The organism is Amycolatopsis sp., assembly GCF_035276945.1.
Taxonomy (GTDB): domain Bacteria; phylum Actinomycetota; class Actinomycetes; order Mycobacteriales; family Pseudonocardiaceae; genus Amycolatopsis_E.
In genome coordinates, this window is sequence record NZ_DATELF010000033.1 from 32,994 (window position 1) to 51,754 (window position 18,761).

Genomic DNA, 18,761 nt, shown 5'->3' on the forward strand with positions numbered 1-18,761 from the left:
CGCCACCACCTCACTTGATCCCGCTGGTGGCGACGCCCCGCACGAAATAGCGCTGGCCGAACAGGAAGACCACCAGAATCGGCAGGACGGACAGCACCGAGCCGGTCATGATCATCGCGAACTCCGAGTCGTACACGCTCACGAACTGCCGCAGGCCGATTTGCACGGTCCACAGGTCGTTGTCCGTGAGGTAGATGAACGGGCCCATGTAGTCGTTCCACGTGTTGACGAAGGTCAGCAGCGCGAGGCTGGCCAGCGCGGGTTTCGACAGCGGCAGCACGATCCGTGCCCAGATGCCGTATTCGCTCAGCCCGTCCAGGCGCGCGGCCTCACTGAGCTCGTCCGGGATGGTCAGGTAGAACTGGCGCATCAGGAAGACACCGAAGGCGCCGAACGCCTGCAAAAGGATCAACGACAGGCGCGTGTTCACCAGTCCCAACTGCTGCATGATGATGTACTGCGGCACCATGTAGGCCTGCCACGGGACCGCGATCGTGGCGATGTAGGCGACGAAAAGGGCGTCGCGCCCGGGGAAGCGTGCTTTCGCGAAGCCGTAGGCCGCGAAGCTCCCGGTCAGCACCTGTAGCGCGGTGATGACGACACTCAGGAACAGCGAATTTCCCAGATAGGTCAACATCGGGATCTCGGTCCAGATCTTGACGAAGTTCTCCCAGTGGAACGTCTCCGGAATCCACTGGATCGGGACGGTGAAGACCTCGGCGTCCAGCTTCACCGAGGACGCCAGCATCCAGGCGAACGGGACCAGGATCGTGGCGGACACCACGACCAGGGCCAGGTACAGCAGGACTTGGCCGGCCCGGGAGCCGGCCCTGGCACGGCGCCGGGTGCGCCCGCCCGATCCGAGGTCGATCGGGCTGGGCGCCTCGGCTGCCGTACTGTCCTTTCGCAGCACGGGCAGGCTCATCGTTCATTCCTCCGCTGCAACCGGAACTGGGCCAGGGTGATGATCAGGACGATGGCGAACAGCGCCATGGAGATCGCCGAGGAGTAGCCGAACCTGCCCTGTGTGATGCCTTCCCGGAAGATGAGCTGGGACAGCACCTGCGTCGAATTGCCAGGTCCGCCCTCGGTCATGATCTGCACCAGGTCGAAGACCTTGAAGCTGGAAATGGTCAACATGACCAGCACGAAGAAGGTCGTCGGCCGCAGGGACGGCACCGTCACGTGCCAGAATCGCTTCCACGCGCCGGCCCCGTCGATCCTGGCGGCTTCGTACAGCTCCGCCGGGATCGCCTGGAGCCCGGCCAGATACAGCACCATGTAGTAACCCATGTCCCGCCAGACACTGGTGATGACCAGCGCGGGCATCGCCCACGTGGTGGAGCTGGTCCACCCCGGGGGGTTCTCGATGCCCACCGCCCTCAGCAACTGGTTCACCGGCCCCACATCAGGGCTGAACAACATGTTCCACACCACCGCCACCGCGACCAGCGAGGTGACGTACGGGAAGAAGAACGCCGTGCGGAACACGCCGATGCCGCGCAGCTTCTGGTTGAGCAGCACCGCCAGGCCGAGGGAGGCGGCCAGGGTGAGCGGGATGTGGCCGACCGCGTACCAGGTGGTGTTGCTCAGTGCGTTCCAGAAGGCGTCGCTGCCCAGCATCCGGCCGAAGTTCTCGAACCCGATCCACTTCGGCGTGTTGTACGAGTCCCAGTCGGTGAATGCCAGCAGCAGCGCGAAGACGACCGGAACCAGAGTCAGCGCCGCGAAGCCGAGGAAGTTCGGCAGGATGAAGCTCCAGCCCACCAGCGCGGTGCGCAGGCGCCGCCGCTTGAGCGTGACCGGACGGGACATCTGGGTCATCGCACTTCGGACCTCACACGGGAGTTCATTTCCTGGATACCGGCATCGAGGGACTTCTGGCCGCTCATCACCAGCTCGTGCTCCTCCTTGAGGATGTTGTCGATGTCGGACGACTTGTCGCTGACCGGCATCTCCAGCTTGACGGTGTCCGGGTGCATGGCCTTCCTGGACAGGGCGTCGTTGGGCATTCCCGCGACGCTGAAGAAGGTGTCCAGGATCGCGTCATCGGTGTAGGACGGGGTGATGCCGATCTTCGCGACGACCGCCGCTCCTTCGGGGCTGCCTGCCCACAGCACGAACTTCTTGGCCGCTTCGGCGTTCTTCGACTTCTTGTTCACCGCGAAGGCGGTCGGCGAGCCAAAGGTGACGACCTTGCCGTTGGCGGTGATCTGCGGCATCGGTGCCATGCCCCAGTCGACGTTGTTCTTGCCCTGGGCCTTTTCCTGCAGCAGGGCGGCCGCCCACCAGGTCCCCATCGGCACCGTGGCGGCCTTCTGGGTCGTCAGCATCGAGTCGTAGCCGACCTTCTGGTTCTTGGCCGTGCCGAACGGCATCACGGCGCCGGCGTTCTGCAGCTCGAGGGCCATCGTGTACTGGTTCTTGAAGAAGCCGTAGTCACCGCCCAACTGGTCGCCACCGGTCTGCGCGGAGGAAATCGCCTGTACCACCGAGCGCCAGGTGTGGAAGTAGGTGCCGTAGACCTGGGATGCACCCGAACCGGTGGTGAGCCGCTTGGCCAGGTCCGCGAAGCTGGACCAGGTGAGGTTGGACAGGTCCGCACCGGTCGGGTTGACGAGTGCCTTGTTGTAGAAGAGCACCCAGAAGTCGTTCCGGTAGGGCAGAGCGAAGTAGTCTTTGTTGAGGTCGAAAGCGTCGAGGCCGGAGTACTTGGTCTTCTCGAGTTTGTTGACGTCGGCGCCGATCGACAGCAGCTGACCGCGGGAGGCGTACCGGGCGTAGTCGGTGACGTTCTTCATGGTCAGGATGTCGGTCGTGTCACCTCCGGCGAGCATGGTGGTGACCTTGTCGGAATAGTTGTCGGCGAGGATGTCGACCGGCTCCAGCCTGATGTCCGGGTTCTTCGCCTCGAAGGCGTCGATCAGCGCTTTGAACTCGGGGGTTTTCGCGTAGTTCCAGAGCGCGATCTTGAGCACGGTCTTGCCGTCGGCCGTCGTGCCGGAGGAGCCGCTGCCGCAGCCGGCAGCGAACAGGCACAGCGCGAGCGCAGTGATCAGTATTCTGACGGGGCGGATCATCACACGTCTCCTTTGACGGGTTCTTCGTTGTTGGGACAAGGACTGTGAGGTGTTCTCGGTAGGCGGGCGGGGGCTCACGCACTCAGGCCGAGGGCCCAGGTCTGTTCGGTTATTTCGGCTTGCAGCGGCTGTTGCTTCGTCCATCGGGCGAGTTCGTCGAGGACGTGGTCGGTGAGTCGCCCGACCTCCGAACCGAGTGAGCCCGCGATGTGGGGCGTGACCCTCACCTGAGCCAGGCGTCGGAGCGGGGAGTCCAACGGCAGCGGCTCCGGGTCGGTGACATCGAGGATGGCGAACAGGCGACCGGAGGCGCACTCGGCGGCGAGCGCGTCGGAGTCGATGAGGCTGCCGCGCGCGGTGTTGATGACCGTCGCGGAATCCGGAAGCAGCTTCAACTGGTTGGCACCGATCAGGTGCCGGGTCTCCCGCAGTTCGGGTGCGTGCAGGGAGAGGATCTCGGCTCTGGGCAGCAACTCCTCCAACGGGACCAGGGTGGCCCCCGCTTGCTCGACCTCGGCCGGATCGGCGTAGGGGTCGGCGACCAGGCAGGTGGTGCCATCGAGGATCTTGAGCAGGTCGACGACTCTGCGGCCGACCCGGGAAAACCCGACGATCCCCACGGTGCGGCGGAAGTTCGACAGGTCGCCGTACCCCGTCACCATTCCCCAGCCCCGATACGCGCGGTCATCGTCGGCGGCGAGGAACGGGGCTTTCTTGCCCGCGAAGATGATGGCCGCGAGCGTGTACTCCGCGACGGGGATCGCGTTGGCGTCCGCCCCGCTGGTCACCCGGATCCCGCGGCGCCACACCTCGTCCCCCACCAGACCCCGCACGCTGCCCGCACAGTGCAGGATCGCCCGCAACGCGGGCGCCGCGGCGAGTCGTTCCGGCGTCAGCCCGGGCGCGCCCCAGGACGTGAGCATTACCTCCACATCCGCCAGGCGTGCCCGCACCGCTGGCTGGTCGAGGTCATCGGTCCAAACTGGTTCAGCCAAGGTCACCAGGTCCGCCAGGCGCGCGAGCCGGGCGGCGTCGAAGTGCGCGTCGAAGCTCTGCCTGCTCATGACGATCAGCGCGCGGGGCTTCGTCTGCATGGGGCATCCGGTCCTTTCCCGCAGGTGACGCTCGTCACCGAACACGTTGGAACAGAGATAGTGTCTTCGACGCACATGCACTACTACTCGAACAAGGACGATCCGAAGCGTTCATATTCGAACAACGAGGTTCAAGGAAGGTTCCGGATGACCGAAAAACGTCCCTTCGCTCTCCAACGCAGGGAGCGGGTGATGGACGAGTTGCGCCGGCATGGGTCCGTTCGGGTCCAGGACCTTGCCCGAGCGCTCGGAGTCAGCGAGCTGACCATACGGCGCGACATCGCCGCGCTGGCCGCGCGCGGCCTGCTCACCAAAGTGCACGGTGGCGCCACCCTGCCCAGCGACCTCGACCCGGCCCCGCCGCGCCGGCACCGCCCCGCGTCGACGCCGTTCACCATCGGTATGGTCGTGCCCTCGCTGGACTTCTACTGGCCCTCGGTCCTCAACGGCGCGCGGACCGCCGCCGTCGCGGTCGGCGTCCAGCTTCAGCTCCGCGGGTCCAGCTACGACCAGGCCGAAGACCGCCGCCAGATCGGCCGGCTGATCGACGCCGGACAGGTGCAGGGGCTGCTGCTGGCGCCCAACCTCGAAGGCGAGGGGGCCGACGAGATGATCAGCTGGATCGGCAACCTGCCGGTGCCGACCATTCTGGTCGAGCGGCACACTCCACAGTGGACGCCGACCCCACGCCAGCTGGAATGGGTGCGCAGCGACCACGCGCTCGGGCTGGAGATGGCCGTGCGCCATCTCCACGAACACGGCCACCGGCGGATCGGGCTCGTGCTGTCCAAAGGCAGCCCGACCTCGGCGCACCTGGCCCAAGGATGGCTGAAGGCCTGCGCGGAGCTCGATCTGCCCAGCGAGTTCGTGGTCCGCGAAGACGTGGCACTCGGGACGCCGGGTCACCGGCGGATCATCGAGGGCATCCTGACCAGGTGCCGCAGGTCCCGGACCACGGCGCTGATCGTGCACAGTGATCCCGACACGATGTCCGTCGCCCAGTATTTCGGCGAGCGGGGGGTCGCGGTGCCGGACGACATGGCGCTGGTCAGCTATGACGACGAGGTCGCCCATCTCGCGGAGCCGGCACTGACGGCGGTCCGCCCAGCCAAGGCCCGGCTCGGCCGGGTCGCGGTCGACATGATGGTGTCGAGGCTGATGGAGGGCAAACGCCTCCCACCGCAGCGCGTTCTGATACTGCCAGAGCTGATCCTGCGCGACTCCTCCGTCAAGAGGGCGACATCGCTGTAACGGCGCCATGGCGGTCAGGAGTCCGCAACGGGAGCAGCGGACAGCTCGACCTCGGTGGTGAGGCCGTCCGGCCAGGTGAGCACGGCCCGGTGGCCGCCCGGAGCCTGGTGCACCACCACAGCCGGGAAGGGCTGGTCCTCGCCACCCCGGTCGAGGACCACCGCGGCGGCGACGACCTCGCCGTACGGCACGCCGACCGTGGCCAGCCACGGCGTCGCTGTCCACGCGCCGAGTGGACTGTCGTCTTTTCCGGTCGCGACTCCGGCGCGGCTCAGCCCCCGCAGTCCCCGCAGCGTGGATCGCAGGGACTCAGTGCGGGATTCCGCGTACGGAGCCGAACGCCTGGTGCCCGCTTGGGTCTGGGGCGGGGTGTCGGCCGCCACCGGCCACCCGCCCATCCGCACGCGAGCCCCGATGCGGCGCCCGGGCGCCGCATCGACTCTGGCCAGGCGGACCTCCACACCTGCGCGCAGGACCGAGGCGACGATGACCAGGGGGCCGGGCGTCACCGGCCCGGCCCGTCCGGAACCGTGGTCGGGCGAGTCGTCCGCGCCGGTGTCGACCCAGCGCACCGGCCCCCGGGAGGCGGCCACGAGCACACCACCGGGATGTTCGGACGTGAATAGGGTTTCGAAGCCGGTGCGGTGGGTGGCCCGGCCGTCCTCGTCGAGTAGCACGACCGCGTTGTCGACCGGGTCCGCCACCGACGGACCGGTCAGCGGAGGGAGCGTCGCACTGGAGTAGCCGAACCGCGCGTACAGCGGTGAGTCCGCGCTCGCGTCACCGGGACACGCGTGATCGGTGCCGTGGTTGAGCACCACCGCGATGCCGTCGCGGCGCCGCGCGGAGACCAGCCAGCCGGGGGCGATGATCACCCGCGCCACGTCCCCGGTCTCCACCGGCAGCGGGAGTTCCGGGTCCGTCCACACCGGATGGTCCTCGGGCAGCATCAGGCCGAGCAAGCCCTTGGCCGCCCAGTACGGCGAGCCGGATCCGGAATAGGACTGCCGCATGGCCGGCCAGGCGGCGTGCCAGCCCAGCGTGAGCAGTCCGTCCCGATCGGGGACTCCTCGCTCGGTGAAGTGCCGGACGATGCCGGTGGCCACGCGGCGCACCAGCCCGGGCGGTTGCCCGCCTGCCCCAGTGACCGCGCCGATCCAGAAGGGTGCCGCGGCGGCGAAGCGGTAGATGAGGCTGCGGCCCTGGAGCAGCGGGGAGCCGTCGGCGCCGACCAGGCGCACCGCGTCGTTGAGATAGCGTGCGAGGTCCACGGCCCAGGTCTCGCGCAGGGCCGGCGGGCACAGGGTGCCCGTGACGTCGAACAGGTGAGTCCACAGCAGCGGGTACACGTGCAGCGCCCACCCCGCGTAGTGGTCGTAGGCCCGCTCCTGCCCGTCGCTGAGCCAGCCGCCGGACCGGCGCAGCGAGGTGTGGACGGCGAGGTCCTCCTCGATGTCGCCGGCTGACCACGGCCCGCCGACCTCGCGCAGAAACGACTCGACGACGATCCGGAACCAGACCCAGTTGATCGGCGGATAGGGCTGCCCGACGACGGTCCCCAGCCAGGCGACGACCCGCTCGCGTACCCCGTCGTCGAGCCGGTCCCACAGCCAGGGCCTGGTCAACTGCAGTACCAGGGCCACGGAGGCAGCCTCGACCTTGGCCTGGCCGAGTTCGTCGGGGCGGGGCCACGCCTCGGGCGAGTGCGGGTCGGTACCCGCCGCCAGACCGCGCGCGTAAGGCTCCAGCAGTCTGCCGGAATCCGCACGCCGGTCACCCGCGGCGCGGAAACCGGCGAGCAGGAAGGTCCGGGCGAACCCCTCCAAACCGTCGGAAACCGCGCCGTAGCGGCTCACCGGGCCGGGTAGGTCGATCCGGGCCCCGGCCGGGGAGCGGTAAGGCTCGACCGCGGCGAGCATCCGGTCCGCCAGCGCGGTCCAGTGCTCCCTGGTCCAGCCCGTGTACGGGGAAAGGTCCCGGTCCTCGCGCGGCGAGAGCGCCGATGACTGTCCGAAGCGGAGCCGCATTCTTCCTCCGTTATGTGGGGCACTGCCCACCTCAACCCGTGACATAGTTGAAGTCAACAACATCGATCAAAATCAATCAGGAGCAACAATGGGTCTGGTCGAGCCGGATTCCGCACACCACGCCCTCCAGGCCCGGTTCGGCCCCGTCCTCGACCCCGGCCCCATCCCCGATCCCCTGGCCAACCTGCTGCGGGACGCACACGCGCGGCTGCCAGTCCCCGACGTCACCGCACGCTCGGTATGGGAGGCGGTGGACCCGGACACTCGCACCGCCCTGTTGGACGAGGCGGCGGCCGAACTCCGCCGGGACCCCCCGATCCTGATTGCGTCGGACTGGGCACGGACGTTCCGTGACGGCGTGCGGACCGCTTACGAGGACTCCGCCCGGCGGTTACGCGAGCGGACGACACTCCTCGTGCTCGCCGCCACGCTCACCGGCGAGGTGGCGACGGCCGGCGCCCCGCCGGGAGACACACCCCACCTGGACGCCGCGGCCGACGCGCTGTTCGCCCTGGCCGAGACCGGCACCTGGTGCTGGGCACCGCACGACCGCTTCACCACCGCTCGTGGCGAGGTGTTGCCGGACCCCGACGAGCCGTTCGTCGACCTCGGGGCCGCGGAGGTCGCGTCCCTCCTGGCCTGGTCCGACCACGTACTGGGACCGCACCTGGACCTCCGGGTTCCCGGGTTGCGGCGGCGGCTCCGGCGCGAGGTCGACACCAGGGTGCTGGCTCCGTTCGAGCGGATCAGGGACTGGCACTGGATCGGCCTGGCCGGGGACGCCCACAACTGGAATCCCTGGATCCATGGCGCGGTGCTCACCGCGGCTCTCCTGCTCACCGACGAGGAGGAACGGCGGGCGCGGCTCGTTCGGCTCGTCATCGAAGGTCTGGACCACTACCTCGCGGTGCTCCCCGACGACGGCGGGATCGACGAGGGCGTCGCCTACTGGTGGCAGGGCGCCTGCCGCCTGCTCGAGGCCCTCGACCTGCTCGCCGACGCGGGCGGCCCCACGCTCGACGCGCGCGATCTGCCCGTGCTCGCACCGCTGATCAAGTTCCCGCACCGCATGTATCTCGGCGGGGACTTCTACGTCAACGCCGGTGACGCGCACGCCCGGCTCCCGACCGATCAGCCATGGCACGTGCTCTTCCGTTGGGGCGAACGGCTGGCGGACCCCGACGTCCGTGCGTACGCGGTAGCGTGCGGTCGCGGATGGCCGCGGACGAGCCTTGGCCGGGCGCTGGCCGGACTGTCCGACCCCCGGTGGCACCACGCGCTCACCAAAAGCGAGGACACCGGCGTTCGGTGGGCAGCACGGGAGACCTGGCTGCCCCGGGTGCAGGTGCTTGTCGCCAGGGAAGCGGCCGGAACCACCGAGGGACTGGTCCTGGCGGCGAAGGCGGGACACAACGGTGAGCGGCACAACCACCTCGACGTGGGTTCGTACTGGGTGGCTCTGGACGGCCGGCCGATGGTCGTCGACGTGGGCCAGCCGACCTATACCGCGGCGAGCTTCGGACCGGACCGATACCAGGCATGGCCCCTGCAGAGCGGCTGGCACAACGTGCCCGAGCCGGGAGCCACGCAGCAGCCTGGCGCCACCCACCAGGCGGAGGAAGTGCGCGTGGAACTGACCACCACCAGTGCCGCCCTGCACGCCGAACTCGCCGGCGCCTATCCGCCGGGACTGCTGGACTACTGGCGCAGGTCGCTGCGGCTGGTCCGCGCCGAGGTGGATACTCCGGCGCACGTCCTGATCGAGGACGCCTGGCCGCCCCACCCAGGACCGGTGCTGCTCCGGCACATCCTGGCCGGCGACGTCGAACTGGCCGAGGGAAGCGCGACCATCACCGCCGGAGGGAGCTCGCTGAGGATCGGCTGGGATCCGAGACGCGCCACCCCGGAAATCGAACACCGGCGCCTCGACGACCCTCTGCTGCGCGCGGCATGGGGAGATCGGCTGAGCAGACTCACCCTCACCGTCACCGATCCCACCGCCGGAGGTCACTTCACCGTCCGGATGGAGCGGTTTCGCGCTACCCCGGGCTGAACCGTCGCGAACGCGGGTTGATGGCCATGTCGGCGGCGGCCGTCCGGCGCAGGTACCACTCGATCACGTGCGCAGCGCGGCCCGGCGCACGTTGGCCTCATCGTGGCGCGCCGCCAGCCTCTGGGCGTGCTCGCGTGGGAAGCCGTACTGGCGATACCCGGCCTCGGTCACGGTGGTGATCAGATGGGCGTCGGCCAGCCGGGCCAGGCCCCGTTCGACGTCGGCGACGGGCAGGTCGAGAGCCGTGGCAAGCGGGTCGGCGGTGAGGCACCGGGGTGCACGGCCAGCAGCCGGTACAGGCCCGCGGTGTCGTGTCGTCGTAGCTCATGTCGAGGATTCCTCCCACGGATGCCTCGTCCACATGCAACGCCGGGTGGCGCCGTGGTCGGTGTTGAGACGGTTGATCAGATCGGCCAGCGCGGCCAGCAGGGTGCCACCGGCGTGCGGCGTGAGGTGATCCAGGTCCACTGGGTGAAGCCCCGCGAGGAGCAGCCCGCGTAACTGGCGGCGGCTGGTCACCAGAATGGTGCTGGTCGTCGAGGTCGGGACCAGCGGGCGGACCTACTTGGTCGAGAAGGCGTTGTCTACCAGGATCAGCAGTGATTTCCCGGCGGTGACGCTGCGGTAAAGCGTGATCAGCTCAGGCAGGTCGACCGGCAAGGCATCGGATGGCGCTCCGAGGGCGCGCGTCCAGCCCATCAACCGACCGTCGCCACGCGGCTGACTACACCCGGGAAACCTTCACCGGCAAGCTGGCCGTGGACCGGACCAGCGTCGGCTGCGGGGAGCGCGCCCAACTCTGGCAACGCCCTGACCCCGCCCAGCGGCGATGCGCCTTCCCTGGCCTTCACCGTGATTTCGGCAGCTCGGCTCTCCCTACACCCCACCCAACGGGCTGGACCTCTAACGACGCAGCAGGCTTCGCGCAACGTTACGGACCGCACAGTCGCTCCACCCGTTACAGGGCTTTCGACACTGGGCTTCGACCCCGCGGGTTTCCCCACGAAGCCGCCAGGCTGCTACCGGTCCTCCCGACAGCTACCCGGACCGGACTCACACCGGCAAGCGACGACGAGCTCACAACCAGAGATCACCTACACGAGGTCACCTCCGGTCTGCTGGTCGCGCGAACATCTGGGCTAGTCGTGAGTTACGAATCGGGCGATTTCCTGCGGCACGCCGGTTTCGAAGGTGGTGGACACAAAATCGGTCGGGCCGCTGAACCGCGCGGCCTCGAAGTGGGCCTCTCCGCCGAACAAGACTCCCCGGAAATAGGCGGCGCCGTGGAAAACGGCTGAGGCGAACTCCGTGGCTCCGGCGAACACCGGAGGGTTCAGGAGGACAATGTCTTTGATTCTACCGTCAAAGCCGGCGGAAATAAATTCGTCCTCGCTGGTGAAAGTGGTCGGCCTGAACGAACTGTCGGCATCGAAGACTCGCAAGGAGGAGGTGGCCATGCCGAAGATCGCGTCACCCGCGAAAGTGGCGCACCGGAACGACACGTCGTTGAAAAGGGACCCGCCAAAGAAGGCATCGTTGTTGAAGGCGGCCGAGTTGAAGGCGGCGTCACCAACGAACTTGGCGCACCCGAAATCGACCCGGGCCGTGAAGGTGACGTCCCGATAGTCCGCCTCCGCGACGATGATACTGCCCCAGAAGTCGACCTCGCCAATGAAGGTGGCCGACCGAAAGGACGCCCGCCTCAGCACGAGATTTCGCGCGGTGAAGTCGATCAGTGTGGCACCGGAGAGGTCAACGTCGATGTCGTCCCAGAACGTGTCGGGTGTCCTGCTGGAGTCCTCGTTGCTCAGGTGGGCAACCAGGATACGCTGGGCAGCCAGCCGTACCTCGCGTTCCTGGACGCGCTCAGTACCGTCGTCGTGGCTCGCCTCGCCAGGTGGCTGGTACGGCATACGCAGGTAGGCGCACAGGACGTTGACGATCGTCTGCCGCTGCGGCGGGTTGTCCTGCGCGAGACGCTCGAGCGCGTAGAGCCCTCCTAGGCGAACGGGAGCCTGCGCGGAGCCGAGCTGCTCCACAGCTTTGGTGTAGAGCTCGGTGACCCGCCTCTCGGACGCGTCATGCGAGACGTCCGACGCGGCGAGCTCCTGATGCCACTGCCGGCGCACAGACAGCAGAAGCGCGAGCACGCCACCCGCGCCCGCGCCGATACTCAGCCCGGTCTTGATCGCTTCCACCCGCACTGCTGCGCGGTCCTGGGCGCGGTCGGCTTCTTCCAGCAGCCACGTCGTGGCACCCCACGTGATACCCGCGATCACGACGGCGGCTGCGGCGACCAGCCACCAGCTCAGGGGCGTCGCTGGCCGCCGCGGACGCCGATGCGGTCGGACAAGTCGCCATCCGTTGACGCCCAGCAGCGCCACCGCGACCACGAACAGCATGATCGACAACGCGTGTGGGCTGAGCAAACGGCCGACCGCGTTCCAGTCGACCCAGCCCGCCAGCACCGTGGTTGCCACAGCACCGATGACTGTTCCAGTCGCCACGCCCAGTACGGCGCGCCACCTCACCCGCCCGAGATCCGTCACAAAGGTCATTTTCGCCTGTTGTGACGGGCGAGCGCACTGGCGATTCGAGCTGGCCGACGGGTACGGGTTGACGCTCGGGCGGCACACCCCCCGACAAGCGAACGGCTTGGTCTTCGCGGCACCAAGTACGGCTGCGGTGAAGGCGAATGCGGCGCGTGCACCGTGCTGGTCGACGGTCGCCCGCTCAATGCCTGCCTGATACCGGCCGGCCGCGCCGACGGCGCTCGGATCGACACCATCGAAGGGATCGCCGGCACCGAAGCCGGCCAGACCCCGATCAAGGCCTTGACCGAGCAAGGCTGGGTCCAATGCGGCTTCTGGACGCCCGGGTTCGTCGCGAGCATGACGGCGATGTCCACCGCCGGAGGTGACGTCGAGGCAGCGATTTCCGGGAACCTGTGCCGCTGCCCCGGATACACGAAGATCCGATCAGCGGCGTTGAGTTGGAACGAGGTTCGCTCGTGCGGGGGGCGTGTTGTGTCTATGGAATGGGCGCCGCCCGTTGTTCGCGTTGGTTGGTTCGCGGTTGGCGGTGTTTGCGTTGCCCGTAGCGGGTCTTGCCCTTCGGTTTGTAGACCGCGAGCAGGGTGGCGGCGAGCAGGAGCAGCGCGGCCGCTGCGGCGTGGTCGCGGGGGAAGGTTCCCATCGCTCGCACATCGGCGGTGGCCATTGCGGGGTCCGCGGCCATGTTGGCCATGATGCTGAAGGTTTCCATGAACATCAGTAGGACGATGGTGGCGAAGACGTTGATGACGAGTTTGAACAGGACCCAGTAGTGCCGGCCCAGTCCCCAGGTGGTGCCTAGTGCCAGGATGAGCCCGGTGAGCAGCGATGCGAAGGCGAGCGGGACGAGGACGTACCACGCGGCTGGTTCCATCACGAGATAGGCGCCGCGCACTGCCTGGGCGTCCGGGCTGGTCAGGCCGATAACAGCGAGTGCGAGGAAGACCAGGACGGCGCCGAGCCAGCCGAGTGTGGAGACGATGTGCGCGGTGAGCGCGAACCTGCGGGTGCGCGGTGTCATGGTCATTCGTGGCCCCAGTCAGCTGGGTTGTGACCGCCGTTGCCGGCGGGTGCCACGGCGCTGGAGGTCGGTGTGGTGCCGGCGCTGTGCCGCATTCCGGGCATGCCGGGGCGGTGCGGGCCCCGGGTGATCAGTGTGATGAGGAAGGCGAGGATCATCGCGAGGAGGAGGATCCCGAACACCTTCACCCAGCGCGGCATGGCGGCGTAGCCGGTGTCGGTAGCTGTCTCCGGGTCGAGAGGTGGGTCAGTCAAGAGAGTCCTTCCGCCGGGGTGCGCTGGTGAGTCCGTGACGCCGGTCAGACGTCGCAGCCGCAGCGCGAGGATGACGATGCACGGCAGCCAGACCGCGAGAGTCGCCCGCTGCGCCAGGCCGGCCCATGGGTCCAGGTCGACCGGTTCCAGACGGGCCAGGGGGCCGGTGATCGCGGCCATCGCAAGTAGCGCGATACCGGTTGGCGGTGTGTAGGTTGCCAGGTCTCGCCAGTGGGGGTCACGGGCGAGCCCGCGGGACAGCGCAGCGAGACCGAGACCGGTGGTCCAGAAGAAGATCGCGCCGTTCACGTGGTGCACGCCGGTTGGATCGTAGATGCGACCGTCGGCGTCTTCGCGCATCGGGAAGATAGCGGCGATCACCAGCCCGGCCCCGTTCCAGGCGACGATCGCCGGACCCGCTGTCCCTGGCCCGGCCAGGCGCACCCCACGATGCGGTCCCACCGCGGATGTGATCATCAGCAGGCCGAACACCACGAAGTTGGCCTGCGGCACCCAGCCGTAGGAGCCGGCTTCGAGTTCGTCGATCTGCTGGGAGATCGGGTTGTGGTTGCTGCGGAGGAGATCCTGGGCGGGGAAGCCGACCGTGAACACGATCGGGCCGACAATCCCCGCGTACGGCGGCATGCTGGACGCGGTCTCGAGTTGTGAGACGGGGGGCTGCCACGGTACGCCTTTCTCGATCGCGGGATGGTGGTGCCTGATGGGTCAACCGTGGCGTATGCGCGGTATCGGCGTCGTCGCCCTGGTGCGGTATTTCGTGTACCCCCGGCGGAGTATCTTCCGTGGTTTCCGGAGTGGAGCAGGTGTTCTCCGCTGGCGGCGCAGGTGCGGCGCATACGCTGGTGCGGTGGCTGGCATGCGCGGGATGGATCCCTGGATGCGTGCGGCGCGGTCTCATCCGTTCGTGATGGATGTCGCGCTGGCGGCCACGCTCTGCGCGGTCACGCTGATCACCAGCGCGGTGGACCTGCATCATGGCTGGACCGCGAACGCCACCGCTGTCCTCGCGGCCGCTGTCGCGTATGGCGCGACCATCGGCCGGCGCCGCCGGCCGATGGTCGCGCTGGCGGTGAGTGTCGCTGCCGCCGCGGCCTTCATGGCGGTGAGCAGATCGCATGGGTTGGTGGTGATGGCACCACTGATCGTGCTCTATCACCTGGCGGTCGCTGCCGGTGATCGCCGCCGGGTGCTGGTCGCTGGCGCGGTGGCGGTGCTGGTTTTGGCGGGAGTCCCCGAGTTCGTCACGCACGTCTTGGGGTCGGGCGGCCCCTGGTTGGATGCGGCGAAGCTGGCCATTGCCGCGGCGTGCGGGCTCGCGCTGGCCGCCGGTGACGCCACGCGGAGCCGACGCGCCTACGTGGCCGAAGTCGAGGAGCGTGCTCGTCGCGCCGAGACCGGCCGGGAACTGGAGGCCCGGCGGCGGGTCGTCGAAGAGCGCCTCCGGATAGCCCGCGACCTGCACGACAGCATGGGCCATCACATCGCGGTGATCAACGCGCAGGCAGGACTGGCCACCCACGTCTTCGACGACCGGCCGGCTACGGCCCGGCACGCGCTCACCACCATCAAGCAGGCGAGCCGGGCCGCCCTGGACGATCTACGCGACACCGTCGGCCTGTTGCGCCAGCCAGGCGAGTCCGCCACTCCCACCGAGCCGGCCTTGGGGGTTGGTGGCGTCGGCGACCTGGTGGCCTCGTTGCGCGGAGCGGGTATGCGGATCGACCAGCAGGTGGAGGGATCCATCCGCCCGCTGCCGCCGGCCATCGACCTGACCGCCTACCGCGTGGTCCAGGAGGCCCTCACCAACGTCGGCAAGCACGCCCCTGGCGCGCCCGCCCATGTCCGGCTCTGCTATCAACCGACGGCGCTGCGCATCGTGGTCGAAGACGACGGGAACGGTCGAGGCACCCATCGCGGCGAGGCCCCACTACTGCCCGCCGGAGACGGCGCCGGACATGGAATTCAGGGGATGCGTGAGCGCGTCGAGGCCATTGACGGCAGCCTGGACGCCACCGCCCGGCCAGCCGGAGGGTTCCGGGTCAGTGCGGTGCTGCCACTGCCGGCGGGTGATCGGACGTGACGGTGCGGGTTCTGCTCGCCGACGACCAGGCGCTGCTGCGCATGGCATACCGCGGCATCGTCGACTCGACACCGGACATGACGGTGGTCGGCGAGGCCTCCACCGGACGCGAGGCGATCGGGCTGGCCCGGCGGACCCGCGCCGACGTCATCCTGATGGACATCCGCATGCCCGACCTGGACGGCTTGGCCGCCACCCGACTGATCACCGCGGATGACGACTTGGCCGGCGTCCGCGTCCTGATCATCACCACCTTCGACATCGACGAATACGTGTTCCAAGCCCTCAGAGCCGGGGCCAGCGGCTTCCTCGGCAAGGGCACCGAGCCCGCGGAACTGATCGAGGCCATCCGCGTCGTGGACCGCGGTGACGCACTGCTCTCACCCACCGCGACCAAGGCCCTGATCGGCCGATTCCTCGACCAGCCCGACCACAACCGGCGGCCAGCTTCGGACCTGCTGGCCGCACTCACCGACCGCGAACGCGAGGTTCTGGCCCTGGTCGGGACCGGCCTGTCCAACCAGGAGATCGCCGAGCGGCTGGTGGTCAGCCAGCACACGGCCAAAACCCACGTCAAGCGAGCCATGCTGAAACTCGACGCACACGACCGAGCACAACTGGTCGTGATCGCCTACGAGACCGGCCTGGTCCGCCCAGCCACCGAATGAACAAGACCGCTCACCCGACACTCCGCGCCGACCAGCCGCCAGAACCGCCGGGCAGACCCAGGCACTGAGTGCCCTTCCACCCGTCTTGCCACCCTCACCCAGGCAACGGTCACCGCCGTCGCCCGAGGTGCGTCCGCCGAGCCGCCGTGACGATTGGCCACGCGTGCCGCCAGAGCGCGAGATCGTTCTGGTACTTGCGCATCGTCGAGATGGCCACGCTGTCAGCCAGCATCGCCGACCACCGATCGAAGAGGGCCCGGTCCCACACCGGCTCCCACGGGTAGCCGTCCGCCACCGCCCGCACCTGCCGAGCGATCCGCAACCGCTGGCGCACGGTGTCCTTCGACAACCGCCGAGCCCGCAGATGATCAGCAAACCCCCGCCGCGTCTTTTCGAACACCGCCTCCGCCGGCCGCGGCATCGCCACGCCCGGCACCACATGCAACGTAGCCAACCCGGGGCACCGCGAACGATCTTGCCGACCACGGCTCGATCAACAAGGTGAGCGTGATAGAACTCGGTGGCCGCGCGTACCGGCGACGCGGCAGCTTCAAGAGCAACACCCTTCAGATCGTGATGCGCTCAGCGCAACATTGCTCGAACTGGCCACGTCTTCTGGATGTCGCAGCAGCGCGTTGCCGAAGGACGCCACGTCGTCCTCGTCGACAATCTTGGCGAACAACTCAGCAAGGTGGCGGACCCGATGTCCGGTCGAAGTCGATCGCATCTTCGCCGCGAGGAACCACGTCGATGACCGCAGCTCACGCCTGCCCCTATACGATCGTGCGCATGGGGCCAACGAACAACGCAAGTTGGAGTGCCGTCGGAGCAGACGACACATACCACTATTCTGCGACGGTACTGTCCGTCTTCTGGCCGGAGACCGAACACCAGAAGCTGCTTGCCCGGTGGCCGCACCTGGCCGCCGAGGTCGGAACGACATGGGACGAACACCGGCAACAGATCGAGCGACACTGCGCACTCGTCTCGCGCGCCGGCCACGGAGTCAACCAAACGCCAGGCGATGTCTCCGGTTTCGAAGCATTCCTGCAAGACAAACACATCAACCACCCAGCATCGGAAGATCTGCGCGGCTACCCGGACCTGCGCACCCAACCCGCCATGGTGCCTTGGCCACCGGCACGGACCGCGGCCTGCTGGTGCGATTCGGGGCGCAAATACAAGCAGTGCTGCCGCCCGCACGGCCTCGGCACCCTGGACTGACCACACGCGCAGCAACCCGAAGGAACCCGCACGTATGACCACACGCGCGAACCGTCAAGCCTCCGCTCTGGCGGCCTTGTCCGCCAACGAGAAGGCCACCGTGCTCGATGAGTTGCTCGCCACCCGACCCGACCTTCGACAACTCGCCGAAAACCATGCCGTCCGGCTCATGTCGGCCGCGGACCGCACCGCGGTCGCCGACGACGTCGCCAGCGCCTTGCGTGACCTGGACATCGAGGAACTCAACGGCCACGCCGGATACCGGCCGCGTCGCGGCTACGTCCACCCGGTCGAGGCTGCCGACGAGATCCTGGACGAAGCCCTGGAGCCCTTCCTGCGCGACCTCGAACGTCGAGCCGCGCTCGGCATGGCCACCGCGGCCACCGAACTGGCCGCAGGCATCCTGCTCGGCCTCTACGAGTGCCGCGACGGGGGCGGCGAAACACTGCTGGAGTACTCCCCGGACTACCCCGCCGAGCGCGCCGCGGACGTGGTGGATCGGTGCGCGAAACTCCACGTCAACCTGCCCCGCGCGGAAGTCCTCGATCTCCTGACCGAGTGGGACGGTATTGTCGCTGGACGGGCTGGGGCATGAAGCCGCAGAACGAAGCGAGGCTGCGCAAGAAGATCAACACGGCTGGGGAGTACCACTTGACCCACCAGCACGAACGCAATCGCCACGCTGATAGCGGCACGGTCCGGATAAGCGATGCTCAGGTTGAGCGCCGAGCATCCGAGGACTGATCACCACAGATGGCTGCGGCGGGCCGCCGCAGCGTGGGCGGGCGCTGACGAGGGCGCTCCAGTAATCGCGACCCCCACCGAATCCTCTGGTCAAACGCTGCCGTTGACTGCAGCTGATTGCCGTTCGGCAATGTGAGGATTCGGTCACCGGGGGCATCGTGGGTCAGTACGGGACTGTCCACGACGTTCTTCACAGCGTCGGTCAATGCCGCGGCGGTGCTGGTCGGTGGAAATCCTGATCGCGATCGTCAGCTCCACCGCGACTGCCGCGGGCGGCGAAGTCATGGTCGTCCCTCGATTCCTGACCCGGGGCATGCTGGGCTACCGGACGGCACCCGAGCGACAGGCCTGCTTTTCGCCGCGGCCGAAATCGAGATAACGGCTACGGGCCAGCGGAGCCGAGGATATAGCTTTATCGTTTCAAGATCGTCTTGTGATGTGACCTGATCGGGTCGGTGTGTCGTGCGGGGTAAGGCAGCGAAGCTCCGGTAGCTGGAGGAGTCCGTCCAAAGACTTCTCACCACGGGAGCTTCGCTGCGTGCTCAGTTTGTCATGGCGTGCGCCGACGAGCCTGTCGCCTGGCCGTTGTCGTCTGCTGTTGTTACTGCTTTGGGGGAGTGCGATCCGGGTGAGGCCGAGCCTGTCGCGGGTGATCTGGTGGATCATTTCGCGGTGATCGCTGATCCCCGGCA

General features: G+C 68.1%; 17 protein-coding genes and 1 pseudogene. 7 read left to right on the forward strand and 11 right to left on the reverse strand.

What is annotated here, in order from left to right; translation table 11 throughout:
- Positions 1–10: 10 nt before the first annotated feature.
- The 4 genes from VJT49_RS04835 to VJT49_RS04850 form a co-directional block, all read right to left on the reverse strand.
- Positions 11–925: a carbohydrate ABC transporter permease gene (locus VJT49_RS04835; RefSeq protein WP_324163462.1), complete on the reverse strand. Its 915-nt coding sequence runs from the start codon at positions 923–925 to the stop codon at positions 11–13.
- A complete protein-coding gene (locus VJT49_RS04840) occupies positions 922–1,824 on the reverse strand; it encodes a sugar ABC transporter permease (protein WP_324163463.1) in 903 nt (300 codons plus the stop codon). The genes VJT49_RS04835 and VJT49_RS04840 overlap by 4 nt, the downstream gene beginning before the upstream one ends.
- The gene (locus VJT49_RS04845) at positions 1,821–3,080 is read right to left on the reverse strand and encodes an ABC transporter substrate-binding protein (RefSeq protein WP_324163464.1); all 1,260 of its coding nucleotides are present in this window, start codon (positions 3,078–3,080) and stop codon (positions 1,821–1,823) included. Before VJT49_RS04845 ends, VJT49_RS04840 begins: the two co-directional genes overlap by 4 nt.
- A 74-nt stretch (positions 3,081–3,154) precedes the next feature.
- Positions 3,155–4,174, reverse strand: coding sequence for a hydroxyacid dehydrogenase (locus VJT49_RS04850; RefSeq protein WP_324163465.1), 1,020 nt, complete (start codon positions 4,172–4,174; stop codon positions 3,155–3,157).
- A gap of 147 nt (positions 4,175–4,321) precedes the next feature.
- Here VJT49_RS04850 and VJT49_RS04855 point away from each other — a divergent pair, with 147 nt between their 5' ends.
- The gene (locus VJT49_RS04855) at positions 4,322–5,425 is read left to right on the forward strand and encodes a LacI family DNA-binding transcriptional regulator (RefSeq protein ID WP_324163466.1); all 1,104 of its coding nucleotides are present in this window, start codon (positions 4,322–4,324) and stop codon (positions 5,423–5,425) included.
- Positions 5,426–5,439: 14 nt separating this feature from the next.
- Here VJT49_RS04855 and VJT49_RS04860 read toward each other — a convergent pair whose 3' ends face one another.
- A complete protein-coding gene (locus tag VJT49_RS04860) occupies positions 5,440–7,452 on the reverse strand; it encodes a DUF2264 domain-containing protein (protein ID WP_324163468.1) in 2,013 nt (670 codons plus the stop codon).
- Between the two features lie 88 nt (positions 7,453–7,540).
- Here VJT49_RS04860 and VJT49_RS04865 point away from each other — a divergent pair, with 88 nt between their 5' ends.
- The gene (locus VJT49_RS04865; protein WP_324163469.1) at positions 7,541–9,505 is read left to right on the forward strand and encodes a heparinase II/III family protein; all 1,965 of its coding nucleotides are present in this window, start codon (positions 7,541–7,543) and stop codon (positions 9,503–9,505) included.
- Between the two features lie 324 nt (positions 9,506–9,829).
- Here VJT49_RS04865 and VJT49_RS04870 read toward each other — a convergent pair whose 3' ends face one another.
- The 3 genes from VJT49_RS04870 to VJT49_RS04880 all read right to left on the reverse strand — a co-directional run bounded on the left by VJT49_RS04870 (position 9,830) and on the right by VJT49_RS04880 (position 12,063).
- The gene (locus tag VJT49_RS04870; protein WP_324163470.1) at positions 9,830–10,024 is read right to left on the reverse strand and encodes a hypothetical protein; all 195 of its coding nucleotides are present in this window, start codon (positions 10,022–10,024) and stop codon (positions 9,830–9,832) included.
- Positions 10,025–10,066: 42 nt separating this feature from the next.
- Positions 10,067–10,204, reverse strand: a complete 138-nt coding sequence (locus tag VJT49_RS04875) for a hypothetical protein (protein WP_324163471.1) — start codon at positions 10,202–10,204, stop codon at positions 10,067–10,069.
- A 440-nt stretch (positions 10,205–10,644) separates the two neighbouring features.
- Positions 10,645–12,063 (reverse strand): pentapeptide repeat-containing protein, encoded by a 1,419-nt coding sequence (locus tag VJT49_RS04880; protein WP_414635824.1) that lies wholly within the window; start codon positions 12,061–12,063, stop codon positions 10,645–10,647.
- A gap of 33 nt (positions 12,064–12,096) precedes the next feature.
- On the opposite strand from VJT49_RS04880, the pseudogene VJT49_RS35055 reads away from it, so the two are divergent.
- A pseudogene (locus VJT49_RS35055) lies at positions 12,097–12,432 on the forward strand ((2Fe-2S)-binding protein); the annotation flags it as partial.
- 103 nt (positions 12,433–12,535) lie between these two features.
- Here the strand turns inward: VJT49_RS35055 and VJT49_RS04885 are convergent.
- Together VJT49_RS04885 and VJT49_RS04890 are read right to left on the reverse strand one after the other, a co-directional pair.
- Complete coding sequence (locus VJT49_RS04885; protein WP_324163473.1) at positions 12,536–13,084, reverse strand: DUF2269 domain-containing protein; 549 nt, start codon at positions 13,082–13,084, stop codon at positions 12,536–12,538.
- Positions 13,081–13,977: a DUF998 domain-containing protein gene (locus VJT49_RS04890; protein WP_324163474.1), complete on the reverse strand. Its 897-nt coding sequence runs from the start codon at positions 13,975–13,977 to the stop codon at positions 13,081–13,083. Before VJT49_RS04890 ends, VJT49_RS04885 begins: the two co-directional genes overlap by 4 nt.
- Positions 13,978–14,209: 232 nt before the next feature.
- On the opposite strand from VJT49_RS04890, the gene VJT49_RS04895 reads away from it, so the two are divergent.
- Both VJT49_RS04895 and VJT49_RS04900 read left to right on the forward strand, forming a co-directional pair.
- Positions 14,210–15,433, forward strand: a complete 1,224-nt coding sequence (locus tag VJT49_RS04895) for a sensor histidine kinase (RefSeq protein WP_324163480.1) — start codon at positions 14,210–14,212, stop codon at positions 15,431–15,433.
- The gene (locus VJT49_RS04900; RefSeq protein ID WP_324163475.1) at positions 15,430–16,101 is read left to right on the forward strand and encodes a response regulator transcription factor; all 672 of its coding nucleotides are present in this window, start codon (positions 15,430–15,432) and stop codon (positions 16,099–16,101) included. Before VJT49_RS04895 ends, VJT49_RS04900 begins: the two co-directional genes overlap by 4 nt.
- A 109-nt stretch (positions 16,102–16,210) precedes the next feature.
- On the opposite strand, the gene VJT49_RS04905 is transcribed toward VJT49_RS04900, so the two are convergent.
- Positions 16,211–16,555 (reverse strand): hypothetical protein, encoded by a 345-nt coding sequence (locus VJT49_RS04905; RefSeq protein ID WP_324163476.1) that lies wholly within the window; start codon positions 16,553–16,555, stop codon positions 16,211–16,213.
- 296 nt (positions 16,556–16,851) lie between these two features.
- Here VJT49_RS04905 and VJT49_RS04910 point away from each other — a divergent pair, with 296 nt between their 5' ends.
- Positions 16,852–17,325 carry an SEC-C domain-containing protein gene (locus VJT49_RS04910; protein WP_324163477.1) on the forward strand — a complete coding sequence of 158 codons (474 nt, stop codon included), beginning with the start codon at positions 16,852–16,854 and terminating at the stop codon, positions 17,323–17,325.
- A gap of 34 nt (positions 17,326–17,359) precedes the next feature.
- Positions 17,360–17,920 (forward strand): hypothetical protein, encoded by a 561-nt coding sequence (locus tag VJT49_RS04915; RefSeq protein WP_324163478.1) that lies wholly within the window; start codon positions 17,360–17,362, stop codon positions 17,918–17,920.
- Positions 17,921–18,761: the final 841 nt, after the last annotated feature.

Coding starts and splice junctions, on each gene's coding strand:
- VJT49_RS04865 (WP_324163469.1), top strand. CDS start 7,541: ATGGGTCTGGTCGAGCCGGATTCCGCACACCACGCCCTCCAGGCCCGG.
- VJT49_RS04850 (WP_324163465.1), bottom strand. CDS start 4,174: ATGCAGACGAAGCCCCGCGCGCTGATCGTCATGAGCAGGCAGAGCTTC.
- VJT49_RS04890 (WP_324163474.1), bottom strand. CDS start 13,977: ATGCCGCCGTACGCGGGGATTGTCGGCCCGATCGTGTTCACGGTCGGC.
- VJT49_RS04845 (WP_324163464.1), bottom strand. CDS start 3,080: ATGATCCGCCCCGTCAGAATACTGATCACTGCGCTCGCGCTGTGCCTG.
- VJT49_RS04910 (WP_324163477.1), top strand. CDS start 16,852: ATGACCGCAGCTCACGCCTGCCCCTATACGATCGTGCGCATGGGGCCA.
- VJT49_RS04875 (WP_324163471.1), bottom strand. CDS start 10,204: ATGGGCTGGACGCGCGCCCTCGGAGCGCCATCCGATGCCTTGCCGGTC.
- VJT49_RS04855 (WP_324163466.1), top strand. CDS start 4,322: ATGACCGAAAAACGTCCCTTCGCTCTCCAACGCAGGGAGCGGGTGATG.
- VJT49_RS04835 (WP_324163462.1), bottom strand. CDS start 925: ATGAGCCTGCCCGTGCTGCGAAAGGACAGTACGGCAGCCGAGGCGCCC.
- VJT49_RS04840 (WP_324163463.1), bottom strand. CDS start 1,824: ATGACCCAGATGTCCCGTCCGGTCACGCTCAAGCGGCGGCGCCTGCGC.
- VJT49_RS04880 (WP_414635824.1), bottom strand. CDS start 12,063: ATGACCTTTGTGACGGATCTCGGGCGGGTGAGGTGGCGCGCCGTACTG.
- VJT49_RS04915 (WP_324163478.1), top strand. CDS start 17,360: ATGACCACACGCGCGAACCGTCAAGCCTCCGCTCTGGCGGCCTTGTCC.
- VJT49_RS04885 (WP_324163473.1), bottom strand. CDS start 13,084: ATGACCATGACACCGCGCACCCGCAGGTTCGCGCTCACCGCGCACATC.
- VJT49_RS04895 (WP_324163480.1), top strand. CDS start 14,210: ATGCGCGGGATGGATCCCTGGATGCGTGCGGCGCGGTCTCATCCGTTC.
- VJT49_RS04860 (WP_324163468.1), bottom strand. CDS start 7,452: ATGCGGCTCCGCTTCGGACAGTCATCGGCGCTCTCGCCGCGCGAGGAC.